The organism is Rubrivirga marina (genome assembly GCF_002283365.1).
GTDB classification, from domain to species: Bacteria; Bacteroidota; Rhodothermia; order Rhodothermales; family Rubricoccaceae; genus Rubrivirga; species Rubrivirga marina.
Window position 1 is genome coordinate 2,181,412 of the sequence record NZ_MQWD01000001.1, and the last position, 15,926, is coordinate 2,197,337.

Annotated in this window: 7 protein-coding genes; all 7 read left to right on the forward strand. The window is 71.2% G+C overall.

All coding sequences use genetic code 11. The annotated features are described in order from the left end of the window. Positions 1 to 62 precede the first annotated feature (62 nt). The 7 genes from BSZ37_RS08935 (at position 63) to BSZ37_RS08965 (ending at position 15,926) form a co-directional block, all read left to right on the forward strand. Entirely contained in the window at positions 63 to 1,100 is a 1,038-nt protein-coding gene (locus tag BSZ37_RS08935) for a LacI family DNA-binding transcriptional regulator (RefSeq protein ID WP_143537605.1), read from the forward strand. Next, entirely contained in the window at positions 1,097 to 2,785 is a 1,689-nt protein-coding gene (locus BSZ37_RS08940) for a peptidylprolyl isomerase (protein WP_095510220.1), read from the forward strand. Before BSZ37_RS08935 ends, BSZ37_RS08940 begins: the two co-directional genes overlap by 4 nt. Before the next feature lie 3 nt (positions 2,786 to 2,788). After that, the gene (locus BSZ37_RS08945; protein ID WP_095510221.1) at positions 2,789 to 5,632 is read left to right on the forward strand and encodes a TonB-dependent receptor; all 2,844 of its coding nucleotides are present in this window, start codon (positions 2,789 to 2,791) and stop codon (positions 5,630 to 5,632) included. A gap of 3 nt (positions 5,633 to 5,635) precedes the next feature. Further along, positions 5,636 to 9,616 carry a hypothetical protein gene (locus tag BSZ37_RS08950; RefSeq protein ID WP_095510222.1) on the forward strand — a complete coding sequence of 1,327 codons (3,981 nt, stop codon included), beginning with the start codon at positions 5,636 to 5,638 and terminating at the stop codon, positions 9,614 to 9,616. 8 nt (positions 9,617 to 9,624) lie between these two features. Next, on the forward strand, positions 9,625 to 10,659 hold the full coding sequence (locus BSZ37_RS08955; protein ID WP_179299543.1) for a PorV/PorQ family protein: 1,035 nt from the start codon (positions 9,625 to 9,627) through the stop codon (positions 10,657 to 10,659). 127 nt (positions 10,660 to 10,786) lie between these two features. Then, on the forward strand, positions 10,787 to 12,922 hold the full coding sequence (locus tag BSZ37_RS08960) for a T9SS type A sorting domain-containing protein (protein ID WP_095510224.1): 2,136 nt from the start codon (positions 10,787 to 10,789) through the stop codon (positions 12,920 to 12,922). 103 nt (positions 12,923 to 13,025) lie between these two features. Then, positions 13,026 to 15,926 (forward strand): alpha-amylase family glycosyl hydrolase, encoded by a 2,901-nt coding sequence (locus tag BSZ37_RS08965; RefSeq protein WP_095510225.1) that lies wholly within the window; start codon positions 13,026 to 13,028, stop codon positions 15,924 to 15,926.

Consider the following 15,926-nt stretch of genomic DNA (forward strand, 5'->3'; position numbering starts at 1 on the left):
CTTGACGTTGCCGACATCGGGCGGTATCGTACGCGCACTTGTAAGCGCTTACACCCCGCCCGGTGCCCGTCACCATCTACGACATCGCCGAGGGCGCGGACGTCTCCATAGCGACCGTCTCGCGCGCCTTCAACGGGCACCCCCGGGTGTCCGAGACGACCCGCGAGCGCGTGTTCGCGGTGGCGCGGGCGCTCGGCTACGAGCCGCACGCGAGCGCCCAGAGCCTGGCCCGCCAGAACACCCAGCTCATCTCGGCGGTCGTCCCCATCATGACGTCGGCCTTCTTCATGGAGGTCCTCCGCGGGATCCAGGACCGGCTCGACGAGAGCCACTACGACCTCGTCGTCTACGCCAGCCGGACGCTCGACTCGATCGGCGGGCAGCTCTCGCGGGCCGTCCAGCGCGGCCGGGCCGACGGGATGCTCCTCATCTCGACCCCCATCACCGACGCCCGCGTCCGTCAGATCCTCGCTGCCCGCCAGCCCGTCGTCCTCGTCGACGCCTACCACGACGACATCGACTCCGTCACCGTCGACAACCGGCGGGGTGGGGCCGTCGCCACGCGGCACCTCCTGGCGCGCGGCCACGAGCGGATCGGGCTGCTCCTGCCGGTCGAGGGCTCCGGGCCGTCCGACCAGCGCCGGGCGGGCTACGAGGACGCGCTCCGCGAGGCGGGCATCGAGGTCGACGAGGACCTCATCCTCCACGCCATGTGGGACCACGTCCACCACGGGTACACGCGCTACGCCGGCTACCAGGGGATGCGCGAGTTGATGGGCCGGTTCGAGGGGCGTGACGACGGGCCGACCGCCGTGTTTGCCGCGGCCGACGTCCTAGCCTACGGCGCGCTCCGCGCCGGCCGGGAGGCCGGCTACCGGGCCCCCCGCGACATCGACGTCATCGGGTTCGACGACATCGAGCCGAGCGCCTACGCCGGCCTCTCGACGGTCCGCCAGCCGATGTACGAGATGGGCAAGATGGCGACCGAGCTCCTCATGCGCCGCCTCGGCAACCCGGCGTCGCCCGCTCAGCACACCGTGTTCGCGCCGGACCTCGTGGTTCGGGAGTCGAGCGGCGGCAGCGCCGAGAAGCTCGTATGACGCGACGCTTGGGACCGGTTTTGCTGCTGGCAGCCCTGCTCGGCGCCGGCGGGATCGCCGTCGGGTGCGGCGCGGAGGCCGCGTCGCCGGGCGGCAGTGCCGTCGTGGCGCGCGTGGGGGAGGGGGCCGTCACGCTCAACGAGGTGTCCGAGGCCTTCGCCGACCTCGTCGTCCGCGGTGGGCTCGACGCCTCGCCCGAGGCGCTCGACGCCGTCGTCCAGTCGCTCGTCCACCGCCGGCTCCTCATCGAGGGCGCCTACGCCGACGGGATCGAGCAGACCGACGACTACCGCGCCGCCCTCGCCCTTGCCGAGACGAAGGCGCTCCTCGACCGCTACACTGCACACGCGCTCCGCGACGAGCTCCAGGTCACCGAGGCCGACGAGCGCGAGGCGTTCGTCATGATGAACACGACGTACGACGCGCGGCACCTGTACGCCCGCGATCGCGAGACGGCCGAGCGACTCCGTCAGCGCCTGCTCGCCGGCGAGACGTTCGAGGCCCTCGCGGCAGAGACGTTCGCCGACTCGGCCCTGGCCGCCTCGGGCGGTCGGCTGGGGGCGTTCGGACACGACGAGATGGACCCGGCCTTCGAGGCCGCCGCCTTCCGGCTCCCCATCGGCGAGGTGTCCGAGCCCGTCCGCACCGCGACCGGCTACTCGGTGATCCGGGTCGACGCGCGCGCGTCGAACCCGCTCCTGACCGAGGACGACTTCGCGCGGAAGCGGCACCAGATCCGCCGCTACGTCGCCAAGCGGAAGCGGACGGAGGGCCGGTTCCGGCTCAGCCGCGAGGTCCGCGACGACCTCGCCCCTCGCTTCACCGACGCCTTCGACCGGCTCGTGGCCTTCGCGACGGGCGTCGCCCCGAACCTCGACGCCGAGGCCCTCGCCGAGTGGCGCCGCCAGCCGCTCGTCCGCTTCGACTCGGACGCGCTCGGCGGCGTCTGGACCGTCGCCGATGTGGAGGACCGCGCGGCGTCGATGACGGAGCGCCAGCGGGCGGCCGTCCAGGACGCGGCGACGCTTCGCGACTTTATCGAGGGCCTGCTCGTCCGCGAGGAGCTCGCCGCGCGTGCCGAGGCGGAGGGGCTGGGCGGCCCGGCCATCCGCGAGAGCGTCCAGCGCCAGATGGACGAGTGGGTCTTTTCGGAGGCGAAGCGCCGCCTGCGCCTCGACGTGGCGATCCCGGACGACTCGCTCCGCGCCCATTTCTCGGCCCATCCGGACGCGTACGTCGTGCCCGAGCGCGTCCGCGCCCGCGAGATTCTCGTCGCGACGCGCGCCGAGGCCGACGCCCTCCGCCGCCAGCTCGCCGACGGCGCCGACTTCGAGGCGCTCGCCCATGGGCATTCGCTTCGCCCTGGCGCCGCCACGGCTGGGGGCGACCTTGGCGCCGTCACGCGCGCCCAACTCGGCCGCCTCGGCGGCGCCGTGTTCGACGCCACGCCGGGCTCGCTCGTCGGTCCTGTCGAGGTGGCCGGTCGCTACGTCCTCGTCGAGCGCGGCGAGACGCTGCCGCCGCGGCCCATGACCTTCGCCGAGGCCCGTCCGCTCGTCCGCGAGGCGCTCGACGCCCCGTTCGCCCAGCGCCGCCTCGCCGCCGCCGTCGTCGGCCTCCGCGACCGCTTCCCCGTTCGCGTCGACCGCGACGCGCTCGCGCCGCTCCTCTCGGCCCGCCTCTGACCTATGCGCCTTCGCTCCTGTCTCGCCCTCGCGGCGATCGTCGGCTCCCTCTCGCTCGCCCCCGCGGCCCTCGCCCAGACGACCGGCCAGCTCTCCGGCACCGTCCGCGACGCCCAGAGCGGCGAGGCCATCATCGGGGCGAGCGTGCTCGTGGAGGGCACGACCCAGGGCGCCTCGACGAACATCGACGGCGAGTTCCGGATCATCGGCGTCCGCCCCGGCGCCTACACGCTCGTCGCCTCGTACATCGGCTACGCCACGACGCGGCTGGAGGGTGTCCGGGTCAACGTCGATCTCACCACGACGGTCGAGCTCGAGCTGACCTCGGAGACGGTCCAGACCGAAGAGGTCGTGGTCACGGCCAGCGCCGACCTGGTGCGGCGCGACCTCACGTCGTCCGAGTTCCGCGTGACGAGCGACGCCATCGAGTCGCTGCCGGTCCAGGAGGTCGGCGACATCCTCTCGACGCAGGCCGGCGTCACGACGTCCGGCGCCGGCATCCACATCCGCGGCGGGCGGTCGAAGGAGGTCGCCTACTTCGTCGACGGCGTCCGCGTGACCGACGCCTACGACGGGTCGGTCTCGGTCCAGATCGAGAACGAGGGGATCGAGGAGCTCCAGATCATCGCCGGGACCTACAACGCCGAGTACGGCCAGGCCAACTCGGGCATCATCAACGTGGTGACGAAGGACCCGGGGACTGAGTTCGAGGGGAACGTGGAGCTGTTCTCCGGGACCTACGCCGTGAGCGGCGACGGCGGCGCCGACGCGCTCCGCGGCTCGAACACCGGCGACTACCCGCTCCTCGCCAACCTCCCGTACATCGACGTCGACCCGTACTCGTACCTCGGCGTCAACCCGACGCAGTACGTCAACGGGCAGGCCTCGCTGTCCGGGCCGATCCTCGCCGACCGGCTCGGGTTCTTCGCCCTCGGGCGCTACTTCCGCAACGACGGCTGGCTCTACGGCTCGCGCGTCTTCAACACGGACGGGACGCCCGGCGACTCGGCGCTCGTGCCGATGAACGCGTTTGAGAAGTACAGCGGCCAGGCCACGCTCAAGCTCCGCGCCTCGAACCGGATCAACCTCTCGCTGACGACGCTCGCCTCGCTGACGACGGGCGACGGCGGGAGCAGCGCCTTCGACTTCCGCCTCAACCCCGACGGCATCCGGAGCTACCGCGACGAGGGGCTCACGGCCAACCTCCAACTCACGCACACGCTCTCGAACACGGCCTTCTACACGCTCAACGCGAGCACCTTCTACAAGCGCAACCGGACGGCGGCCTTCGACACCATCGAGGAGTACGAGGACAACGCGTTCCTCCTCCAGACGCCCGAGTTCGTCTACACAGGCTACGACGGGAACGGCCTGCCGACCGACTCCATCGCCGTGCTCCAGGGGCCGGGCCGGTTCCTCCGCGGCGGCGTCGACCTCGGGCGGTTCCAGCGGGAGACGCGGAACCTGTCCTTCAAGGGCGACCTCACGTGGCAGGCCCTCGAGCAGCACCTCGTCAAGACCGGGCTCGAGGTCCGCCTCGACGACATCTACCTCGAGAACTACGGGCTCACGCTCGCCGACGACGGGACGCTCCAGATCCCCGGGCCGGGGACCAACGAGTACCAGCTCATCGAGGACGTCCGGCCGCTGACCGTCAGCGCGTACCTCCAGGACAAGGCCGAGTACGAGTCGTTCGTGATCAACGCCGGCCTCCGGTTCGACTACTTCGACTCGAACGGCCAGATCCCGGCCGACCCCGAGGACCCCAACGCCTTCAACCCGCAGAAGCGGATCAACCGGTTCAACGACCTCGACGGGGACGGCCAGATCTCCGAGGCGGAGGAGGTCGACGAGAACCGGACGACGCTGGAGCAGCGCCTCGGGTACTTCTACGAGGACGCCACGCCCAAATTCCAGGTCTCGCCCCGCCTCGGCGTGGCCTACCCGATCACGGCGCAGGGCGTGATCCACTTCTCGTACGGGTACTTTTTCCAGATCCCGACCTACGAGTTCCTCTTCGCCAACCCCGGCTACCGCGTCGGGACGTCGTCCGGGACGTACGGGCCGTACGGCAACCCCGACCTCGACCCGCAGCGGACGGTGATGTACGAGATCGGGCTCCAGCAGGGCTTCGGGGACGACTTCCTGCTCGACGTGACGGGCTTCTACCGCGACATCGAGGACTGGGTCTCGGTCGGCTTCCCCATCGACGGGACGCTCCCGGGCGTGGACTACCTGATCTACGAGAACCTCGACTTCTCGAACGTCCGCGGCATCACGGCGGCCCTGAGCAAGCGGTTCAACGGCCGGTTCTCGTTCGACGTCGACTACACGTTCCAGGTGGCCGAGGGGTCGAACTCGGACCCGAACGACGCCATCGCGGCCCGCTCCGGCGCCGACGCGCCGACGCTCCGGATCATCCCGCTCAACTGGGACCAGCGCCACACCTTCAACGCGAGCCTGTTCGTGGGCGGCGGCGGGTGGGGCGCCTCGGCGATCGGGCGGTTCGGGACGGGCTATCCGTACACGCCGGCCGCCGACCCCGGCGGCGACCGGATCGGGACGCTCCCGGCGATCCCCACGAACGCGCTCCGCCGGCCCGCCACGGCGTCCGTCGACCTCTACGCCTTCCGCCAGTTCGACCTCGGCGGCGTCGCGCCGCGCGTGTTCCTCCAGGTCTACAACCTCCTCGACGCCCGCAACGCGACCGGCGTCTACGGCGACACGGGCCTCCCCGACGTCACCTTCCTCAACGTGGGCGCGCAGGACGACCCCGGCTACTACGTCCGCCCCGACTTCTACCAGGAGCCCCGCCGGATCCAGCTCGGCCTCTCCGTCGGCTTCTAATCGATGACTGCCTTGACCTTCTCCTCCCGGCTCCTCCTCGCCGCCCTCGTCGTGGCCGCCTCGGCGCCCGCGTGGGCGCAGGGCGTGATCGACCGCGACCACGTGCCGTCGGACGAGCGCGTCGACCTGTTCGAGCGGCGCCAGACCGACCTCGACGCCAACGTCGTCCGCACGACGGTCTTCAACTTCGGCCAGACCGGGCGGACGAGCGCCGCGCCCGACGAGATCCCCTACGAGTGGCCGCGCAACACGCGCCGGCACTACCTCGCGCTGACCGGCCTGTTCGCCGGCGCCGAGGTCGTCGGCGAGAGCGGCGAGCGCGAGTGGATCGTCGACGTGCCGAACTACCGGACGAACCTCAACAACCCGTCGGAGGCGTGGACCTGGGCGCCCGTCCAGGGCTACGTCAACACGGCGGACGAGGACCTCGGGATCGCGCGGAGCGACCGGCCCGAGACGTGGCCCGCGTTCTGGCCCGACAAGACCGAGGACCCGACGGACCCCGGCTGGGCCGGCTCCTGGAGCGGCCTCTTCGGCAAGGACGTGTTCAACGCCGACCTCGAGGTCTACTACAAGATGGGCGACGACGAGTACGCCAAGCCCAACAACACGTACTACCCCGACGAGACGGACCGCTCGCGGCGCGGCCTCGGCCTCCTCGCCGACACCCGCGTGCTGGCCTGGAGCCAGGTCCTCATCGACGACGTCGTGTTCATCCTCCACAAGGTCAAGAACGACGGGACGAAGGACCTCTCGACGGTCGGCGTGACGCTGTGGCTGGCCGACCTCGTCGGCGGCGACCCCGACGCGAGCGACGACCAGCCGTTCTTCGACCTCCTCCTCGACACGGCCTTCCTCGCCGACGCCGACGGCCGCTCGACCGACACGGCCTTCGAGGGCGCCGAGGTGGAGGGGGCCATCGCGTTCTTCCTCGAGACGCCGGGCAACGCGACCGACCGGATCGACAACGACGGCGACGGGACGACGGCGCCCGAGGCCGCCGAGTTCAACTTCCGCGGCGTCTCGAAGGGCGAGCCCGGCGGCCCGATCGTCACGCTCGGGCTCCTTGCGGGCGAGGGCGATCAGGCGGGCGCCGCCGGCCGCCGCCTCCGCTACGACGGCATCGACAACAACGGGAACGGGCTGATCGACGAGGACTCGACGCAGGCCGCCTTCGGCACCCAGGTCGGCGTCGGGTTCGCCGACTACATCGACAACGACGGCGACGGCGAGCCGGGGAGCCCGGTCGTCACGCAGGCCATGATCGACGCGGCCGCCGCCGACGTCTACGGCCGCTGGCCCGTGAACCCGAACACCGAGGCGGGCGAGCCCGTCCACCTCATCGGCGTCGGCGTCGCCTACGGCGTCGGCGACACCGACGACCTCGGCAAGGCGTTCCGCGACAACATCGACAACGACGGCGACGCCTTCTCCGACGGCCCGCCGCCGGACTTCCTCTGGGAGCCCGGGAGCCCGGTCGTCACGCAGGAGATGGTGAACGCCGCCGCGTCGGACGCGCCGTACTACCGGTACGCCGTGCCCGGCACCGACATCGTCCTCTACGACGTGAAGGCCGAGGACGTCGGGAGCCCCTACGCCGACGGTGTCGACAATGACGGCGACGGGGCCATCGACGAGGGGATCGACGAGGACATCGACGAGATGATCGACGAGCGCCGCGACGACGGGATCGACAACGACGGCGACTGGCGGGCCGCGCTCGACGACGTCGGCCTCGACGGCTCCGGCAACACGGTCGACACGGGCGAGGGCGACGGCGTGCCCACCTCGGGCGCCGGGACCGACCTGCCGGGCGAGCCGAACCTCGACGTCACCGACGTCTCGGAGTCCGACCAGATCGGCATCACGAACGTCCAGTACAAGCCGGCCGGCGGCGTCAACTACCAGTCGATCGCCGATCGCCAGCTGTTCTTCGACTTCATGGTGCCGGGCCAGTTCTCGCTCCTCCAGCCGGGCCAGTCGCCGGCCTCGCGCGACACCGACCTGTTCGTGTCGTCGGGCACGTTCCCGCTGCGGGCCGGCCAGACCGAGTCGGTCTCGTTCGCCGTCATCCTCGGGGACGTCGACTACGGCCGGCAGGCGACCGACGTGGAGGGCCGCTACCGCGACCTCCTGACGAAGCGCCAGGACGCGCTCGAGGCCTACGAGGCCGACTACCGCTTCGCGCAGGCGCCGATCTGCCCGACCGTCCGCGCCGTGCCCGGCGACGGGGCCGTCACGCTCTACTGGGACGACGCGGCCGAGTCCTCGTTCGACACGTTCATCGCCGACCTCGCGCAGCCGGGCCTCGACCCCCGCGACTTCGAGGGCTACCGCGTCTACCGCGCCACGGACCCCGGCTTCCTCGACGCCCGTCAGATCACGGACGGCTTCGGCAACGTAAGCTTCCTCCGGCCGATCGCGCAGTTCGACCTCATCGACGCCTACGAGGGGTTCCACCCGGTCGCGACGAACGGGACGCAGTTCTACCTCGGCTCGAACGTCCGCGACCCGGGCGAGGCGGCGAACGGGCTCGTCAACACGTTCACGGACTCGACGGCCGTCAACGGCGTCCAGTACTACTACGCCGTCACGAGCTACGACTTCGGCGCGGCGACCGTCAACATCCAGCCGTCCGAGTGCCCGATCTCGATCACGATCGGGCCCGACGGCACGGTCACGCGGACCGGCCCCAACGTCAGCGTCGTCACGCCGTCGCAGGCGGCGGCGGGCTACACCGAGGGTACCGCCGAGCTGACCCAGACGCAGGGCTTCGCGAGCGGGTCCGTCGCGTACCGGACGGTCGACCCGACGTCGCTGCGCGACGGCCACCGCTACCGCGTGACGTTCCGCGACACGCTCATCCTCGGCCAGATCAACACGAGCGGCCGGCAGATCACGCAGGACACGATCCGCACGCGCGACGTCACGCTGGTGGACGTGACCGACGGCCGGACGCTCTTCGCCAACTCGACGGCCTGGCGGCCCGAGCGCGACGCGCCGATCACCGACGGCTTCCAGCTCTCGTTCGACCCGGTCTTCTTCACCAGCCGGATCGCCGACTCGACGCGCTGGCAGGGCGCCGGCATCAAGCCGATCACGGCCGACGTGTTCAGCTTCGCCGGTAACCCGCCCGGCACGCGCGTCCCGGCCGACTACCGCATCGAGGTGGGCCCGCCCGGCTCCGGCATGTCGACCGCGTTCGCGCTCACGGTCGGCATCCCGCGGACGCTCCCGGCCAAGCCGACCAACGTCCGCGTGTTCAAGACGGTCGTGGACGGGGCGGGCAACGCGACCGAGGTGCCCGTCGCCTACGCCTTCTACGACGTGGCCGGCGACGGCGCGTCGCCGTTCGAGGTCGGCAGCGCGGCGACGAACCTGTTCTCGACCCAGTACAACATCGGCGGGGCCGGCATCGACGACTCGGACCGGATCTACCTCTTGGAGGACATCCCCGGCGATCGCCGCGACGGCCTCACGCCGACGTGGGAGATCCGGATGAGTCTCGCCGACCCGGCCCTCCGGGACCCCCAGCCGGGCGACACGGGCGTCCTCGTCACGAGCAAGCCGTTCCTCGCGTCCGACGTCTACGAGTTCACGGTGACCGGGCCGAGCTTCGACGCCGACGCCGCGGCCGGCCTGCTCGACCAGGTCCGCGTCGTGCCGAACCCGTACCGCGGGACGAGCCAGTTCGAGGTCGCGAACCCGTTCCCGACGGGGCGCGGCGAGCGCCGGATCCGGTTCGTCGGGCTCCCGCCCCAGGCCACGGTCCGCATCTTCACGCCCTCGGGCCGCCTCGTCCGGACGCTCGAGATGAACGAGGGCTCGAACGGCAGCATCACGACCGGGATGCTCCTCAACGGGTCGCTGTCGTGGGACCTCCTCAACGAGGACCGCCTCGAGGTCTCGTACGGCGTCTACCTCTACCACGTCGAAGCGCCCGGGGTGGGCGAGACGACGGGCACCCTCGCCCTCATCAAGTAGCCATGCCGATGCCCACCTCCCTCGCCCGGCCGACCGGCGGCGTCCTGCGGCTGGCCCTCCTCGCCGCCGTCCTCGTGGCCCTGCCCGCCTCGGCGCAGTCGGGGACGGCCGCGGCCGAGTTCCTCAACGTCCCGATCGGGGCCCGCGCGACGGCCATGGGCGGGGCCTTCGGGGCCACGGCCGCCGACGCCTCCGCGCTCTACTGGAACCCGGCCGGCCTCGCCGGGATGCGCGACGCGCAGGCCCAGTTCGAGTACGCCCAGTGGTACGTCGGCTCCGACGTCAACTTCGCGTCCGCCGCCAGCCCGACGCCGTTCGGCGTGGTCGCCGTCGGCGTGACGGCGCTGACCTACGAGGACATGGACGTGATCGAGGAGAGCGGCAACAGCCAGCTCCCGTCGGGCGAGACGTTCGCGGCGGGTTCCTACGCCGTCTCGCTCGGCTACGGGCGCCAGCTGACCGACCGGTTCTCGCTGGGCGGGACCGTCAAGGTCGTCCGCGAGCAGATCGCCAACTCGTCGGCGACGGGCGTGGCGTTCGACGTGGGGACCCTCTTCGTGACGCCGTTCCGGGGCATCCGCCTCGGCGCCTCGATCGCCAACTTCGGCCCGAAGATGCGGATGGACGGGTCGGACCTGAACATCCCGTTCGACCCGCTCCCGGGCCAGAGCGGCAACAACAACGCGATCCCCGGCCGGATCGCGACGGACGCCTACGACCTCCCGCTCACGATGCGCGTCGGGCTGGCGACCGAGGTCTACGAGCAGGCCGGCACGCGCGTGACGGTCGCCGTCGACGCGCTCTCGCCGTCGGCCACGGGCCAGCACGTCAACGCGGGCGCCGAGGTGGGCCTGCTCGGCGGGCTCGTCCAGCTCCGCGGCGGCGTCCAGGAGCTGTTCCTGGAGGAGAGCCCGCGGTCGTTCACGCTCGGCGGTGGCCTCCGCTACGGGTTCGGCGGGCTCGACCTCTCGGCCGACTACGCCTACGAGGCCGCCGACTACTTCGACGGCGTCCACCGCCTCGCCGTCGGCCTCCGGTTCTAGGCCCTCCGGGGCCCCGTCGATTCCCCCTCATCCGGTTCTGTACACCGGGCACGAAAGCGCTTACACTGCGCCGAAGGCCCCTCTCGCCGGCTCCGCCGGCCCTTTCCCCCAACACGGGACACAACCCATGCGACCCACTGCTACTCACCTCGGGCGATGGCTCGGCCTGGCGGCCCTCGCGGCCGTCCTCGCGACGCCAGCCCTCGCCCAGCGGACCATCACGCTCCGCATGAACTCGGCCACCCAGCCGGACACGATCGCGGCCGACGCGGCGCTCGCCGGCGCCCAGGTCCGCGGCCAGGTCGCCAGCGGCACAGCCCTGCCCGACGGCAACACCATCGACTGGAACGACAACACGACGCTGATCCCCGAGAACGTCGGCGGCGACTACTGGCAGATCGAGTTCCAGATCCCGGACAACGAGGAGCTCAAGTTCAAGTTTTTCTTTGGACAGTCCGAGCCTGAGGGCGACCTGCCTGGCGGCTGGGAGGCCGGCGGCGACCAGGTGATCCCGGCCGGGACCGGCGACGTGGCGCTCGACCTCCACTACTTCGAGAAGGTCGCCGGCGACCAGAACTACGACTGGCGGCCGTTCGAGGCCGGCGGCGACTCGGTCGCCGTCTGGTTCCGGACCTACATCGACACGGAGGACGCGCTCTCGAAGGGGCTCGACCTCGACGACGGCTCGCTCGTCGTCGGCGTCCGTGGCGACAACGCCACCGGCGGCAGCCAGGACGGCGGCGCGACGACCATCGACTGGGGCTCGACCAACATCGTCCTCAACCGCGAGAGCGACAACCCCTCCTCGCCCGGTTTCAAGCTGTTCTCGGGCGCCGTGTCGTACCCGGCCTCGGCGATCGGCTCGACGCAGGCCTACAAGTTCTTCTTCTCGGACAGCGACACGGACGCCGGTTGGGAGAACGACATCGACGGCGGAAACCGGACGTTCACGATCCCGGCCCAGGACTCTACCCTCATGTGGAAGTTCTACAGCAACAGCCCCGCCAACGAGGGGACGGCTGTGACGGCCCTCGTCGGGTTCCAGGTCGACGTCTCGCCGATCTCCTCGATCGGCCTCTACCAGGTCGCCGACGACCTTGTTCAGGTCCGCGGTGGGTTCAACGGGTGGGACTGCCCCGACGACAACCAGGACGACTGCCTGCTCCAGCAGATCCCGGGCACGCCGGACTTCGCCCGTCAGGTGCCGATCACGGCCGCGCCGGGCGGCGACCCGCTCCCGTACAAGTTTTACGTCGACTTCCGCAATGCGGACGGGACCGCCCAGTTCCAAGACGCCGCGGGGAACGACCTCGACGTCGGCTGGGAGGAGCCGCTCGACTTCGGCGGCGGCAACCGGTTCTTCGACTTCTCCGGCACGGAGCAGACGCTCGACGAGCAGTTCTTCAACGGCGTCCGCCCCGGCAACGTCATCGCCGATGGCCAGTCGGTCGACCTCACGTTCATGGTCGACATGAGCGAGGCCACGATGTTTGAGGACGCACAGGGCCGCGCGTTCGACCCGGCCGCCGACACGGTCTCGGTCCAGTTCGAGGACGTGGTCTGGCTCCTGACGCAGGGGTACATCCCCGGTGGGGAGGACCTCGTCGACACGGGCTCTGGGGGCAACCTCGTCAACGGGTTCTCGCTCTCTGACCCCGACGGCGACCTCGTCTACACCGGTACGCTTACGATCAACGGCCCGACCTACAACGGGATCGGCTACCGGTACGTCTTCGCCAATGACGACGACGGCCTCCAGGCCGAGGGCTCGGGCGGGTTCGACGCTGGCCGGCGCCGCTATCGGTACATCACCGACGTCACCGCCGACGCGTTCTCGTTCGCGAAGGACACGTTCCGGCCGGCCGGCCCGGGCGTTCAGGCGATGCCGTGGGAGATCAACCCGACCGGTCCGTTCGAGCCGGGCGACGTGCAGTTCTCGGTGCCCGTCGGCTTCGTCGACGAGGGCCTTGCCGTGTCTATCGGGGACGACCCGTCCCGCGACGGCGACCTCGCGCTCGGGGCCGTCTACCCGAACCCGACGACGGGCCTCGCCCGCGTCGTCGTGACCGCCCCGGCCGAGGCGCCGGTGACGGTCCGCGTGTTCGACGTGACGGGCCGCGTGGTGGCCCGTGTGGTCGAGGGCGCGTTCGTCTCGGGCCGCCCGCTCGACATCGACACGCGCGGCCTCGCCGCCGGCCTCTACCTCGTCCGCGCCGAGAGCGAGGCGGGCGTGGCCATCCGGAGCCTGACGGTCGTCCGCTAGCGACGCCGGCCCGGGCCGCCCCGAGAGGGGAGGGCCCGGGCCGCTGCTTTCGCGCCGGCCGCCGTAGCAGGCGGCCGGCGTTTTTTCGATGCCCACCACGCCCATGCGCCCGTTCCTTCTCCTGGCCCTGCTCGCCTCGGCCCTCGTCCCGGTCGGGTCGGCGCCCGCCAGCGCCCAGTCGGTCGACGTCACGTTCCGGTTCCTGCCGGACCTCACGACGCCGCCGATCTCGCCCGTGTCCCGCGCCTTCGTGCCGGGCTCGTTCAACGACTGGGGCCCGAACAGCAGCGGGGTGATCGCCGCCGGCGCGCCGAGCCAGGCGGCCTACGAGCCGGCCCTCGCCGAGTACCGGTACACGACGACGCTCCAGGCCGGGCAGAGCTACGCCTACAAGGTCCACGTCCACCGCAACGCGGCCGGCACCGACTACGTCTGGCTGACGGACCCGCTCGGGACCGAGACGACCGGGCCCAACAACGACTCGGTCGTCCGCGTCGAGGACCCGTTCGTGTTCCAGATCGCGCGCGAGCAGAGCGGGACGGCCGAGGTCCGGGCCGTCTCGGCCGGCGTGTTCGGCACGGCCGCGGTCGCGGCCGTCACGTTCACCGTCAACGAGACGACGTACACCGACGGCATCGAGGACACGGGCGACGGCGTCTACCGCCTGGTGCTGCCCGAGGCGGTCGCCCCCGGCGCCTTCGTCCGCGTCGAGGCGACCGACGCGGAGGGCCGGACCGCCCGCGCCGAGGTCGGCGCGATCCCGCCCGAGGTGACGGACGCGCCCGTGCCCGAGGGGCTGGAGGACGGCATCACCTACGACCCGGCCGACCCGACGCGGGCCTGGCTCGTCCTCCGCGCGCCCGACAAGCAGTTCGTCTACGCCCTCGGCGACTTCAACGGCTGGACCGCCGACGAGGACGCCCTGATGTTCCGCGACACCACCGACCCGCTCGGCACGCGCTGGTGGATCGAGGTCACCGGCTTGACGCCCGGCGTCGAGTCCACCTTCCAGTACTGGGTCGACGGCACGACGTACGTCGCCGACCCGTACACGACGAAGGTCTACTTCCCCGGCGAGCCCGGATACCCCGACGAGGCCGTCGACTTCGACGTCGGCGTCCTGACCCCGGGCGCCTCGGCGTTCCCGTGGACCGACCAGGACTTCGTGGCGCCGGCGCAGGAGGACCTCGTGATCTACGAGCTGCTCGTCCGCGACTTCCTGCGCGACCACAGCTTCACGGCGCTCGCCGACACGCTCGACTACCTCGAGCGGCTCGGCGTCAACGCCATCGAGCTGATGCCCGTCTCGGAGTTCGACGGCGACGAGAGCTGGGGCTACAACCCGGCCTTCCACCTCGCCCTCGACAAGTATTACGGGACGCCCGACGAGTTCAAAGCCTTCGTCGACGCGGCCCACGCGCGCGGGATGGCCGTGATCCTCGACGTGGTCTACAACCACGCCACGAACCGGAGCCCGCTCGTCCGCCTCTACAACGGCGGCGGCTACGGCGACCCGAGCCCCGGCAACCCGTACTTCAACGCGACGATCCCCGACCCCTTCGTCTTCTTCCCGGCCGACTTCGACCACACGAACCCGCTCACGCAGCTCTGGCTCGACAAGGCCAACCGGTTCTGGCTCGACGAGTACCACGTCGACGGGTACCGCTTCGACTACACGGGCGGGTTCATGCCGTCGGGCGAGTTCTTCAGCTACAACGTCCCGCGGATCGAGCTGCTGGAGCGGATGATGGGCGAGCTCTGGGCGACAAACCCCGACGCGCTCATCATCCTGGAGCACCTCGTCGAGAACGGCCAGGAGTACCGCCGGCTGGCGGACTACCGCGCGCCCGGGAGCACGCGTCCGGGCCCGCTCCTCTGGCACAACATGAACCGGGCCTACAACCAGGGCTCGATGGGCTACCCGACGGCGACCGACTTCCCGAGCGCGCTCACGGAGACCTACACGCCGAGCTGGTTCGGCGGCGTGCCCGTCGCGAACGTCGTGACCTACATGGAGAGCCACGACGAGCAGTGGATGATGTACCGGAACGAGGCCTACGGCAACAGCGCCGGCGCCTACGACGTGACCGACCTGTTCACGGCGCTCGACCGCCAGCGGCTGGCCGGCGTGTTCCTGTTCACCGTCCCGGGCCCGCGGATGATCTGGCAGTTCGGTGAGCTCGGCTACGGGGCCGGCCCGGGCGAGTGCCTCGTCAACGGCGACTACCCCGGCGAGTGCCCCAACGGCGTGCCCGGCCGCGTCGCCAACAAGCCGATCCGGTGGGACTACTGGAGCGACAGCGCCCAGCCCTTCCGCAACGGCTACTCGGGTACGCTGACGGCCGCCGACGAGACGGAGCGCCGCGAGCGCCGCGAGCTCTACGCCACGTGGGCCGCGCTCCTCGACCTCCGAAGCAACTATGACATCTTCCGGAGCCCCGACACCGAGGTCACGACGCGCCTCGGCCGCGTGCCCGACCGCTGGATCCGCCTCTCGCTCCCCGACGCCCCCGCCGGCCAGCCCACCGAGGCCGTCATCTTCGGCAACTTCGGGGTGACCGAGCAGTCGGTCACGCTCACGTTCGACGAGGCCGGGACGTGGTACGACTACTTCGACGACTCGGAGGCCGGGCTCCAGGCGGGCGTCCACACGGTCACACTCCGGCCGGGCGAGTACCACGTCTGGACGGACGTCGACGTGCCGTCGCCGGAGGGCGACCTCGGCGCCGTCGCGGAGGAAGGCGGGCCGGGCGACTTGGCGCCGGCGCGAATCGTCGCGCATCCGAACCCGACGGCCGGGCGGCTCGCGCTCCGCATCACGACGCACGACCCGGTCGAGGCGCCGATGGAGGTGTTTGACATGCTCGGCCGCCGCGTGCGGTCCGTGCCCATGCCGCTGGCGACGGGGTCTACGTCGGTCGAGGTCGACACGGACGGGCTCCCGGCCGGCGTGTACGTCGTCCGCTGGGGGCGCCACACGACGACCGTCTCGATTGTGCGATAG

Coding starts and splice junctions, on each gene's coding strand:
- BSZ37_RS08950 (WP_095510222.1), top strand. CDS start 5,636: ATGACTGCCTTGACCTTCTCCTCCCGGCTCCTCCTCGCCGCCCTCGTC.
- BSZ37_RS08955 (WP_179299543.1), top strand. CDS start 9,625: ATGCCCACCTCCCTCGCCCGGCCGACCGGCGGCGTCCTGCGGCTGGCC.
- BSZ37_RS08960 (WP_095510224.1), top strand. CDS start 10,787: ATGCGACCCACTGCTACTCACCTCGGGCGATGGCTCGGCCTGGCGGCC.
- BSZ37_RS08945 (WP_095510221.1), top strand. CDS start 2,789: ATGCGCCTTCGCTCCTGTCTCGCCCTCGCGGCGATCGTCGGCTCCCTC.
- BSZ37_RS08940 (WP_095510220.1), top strand. CDS start 1,097: ATGACGCGACGCTTGGGACCGGTTTTGCTGCTGGCAGCCCTGCTCGGC.
- BSZ37_RS08965 (WP_095510225.1), top strand. CDS start 13,026: ATGCGCCCGTTCCTTCTCCTGGCCCTGCTCGCCTCGGCCCTCGTCCCG.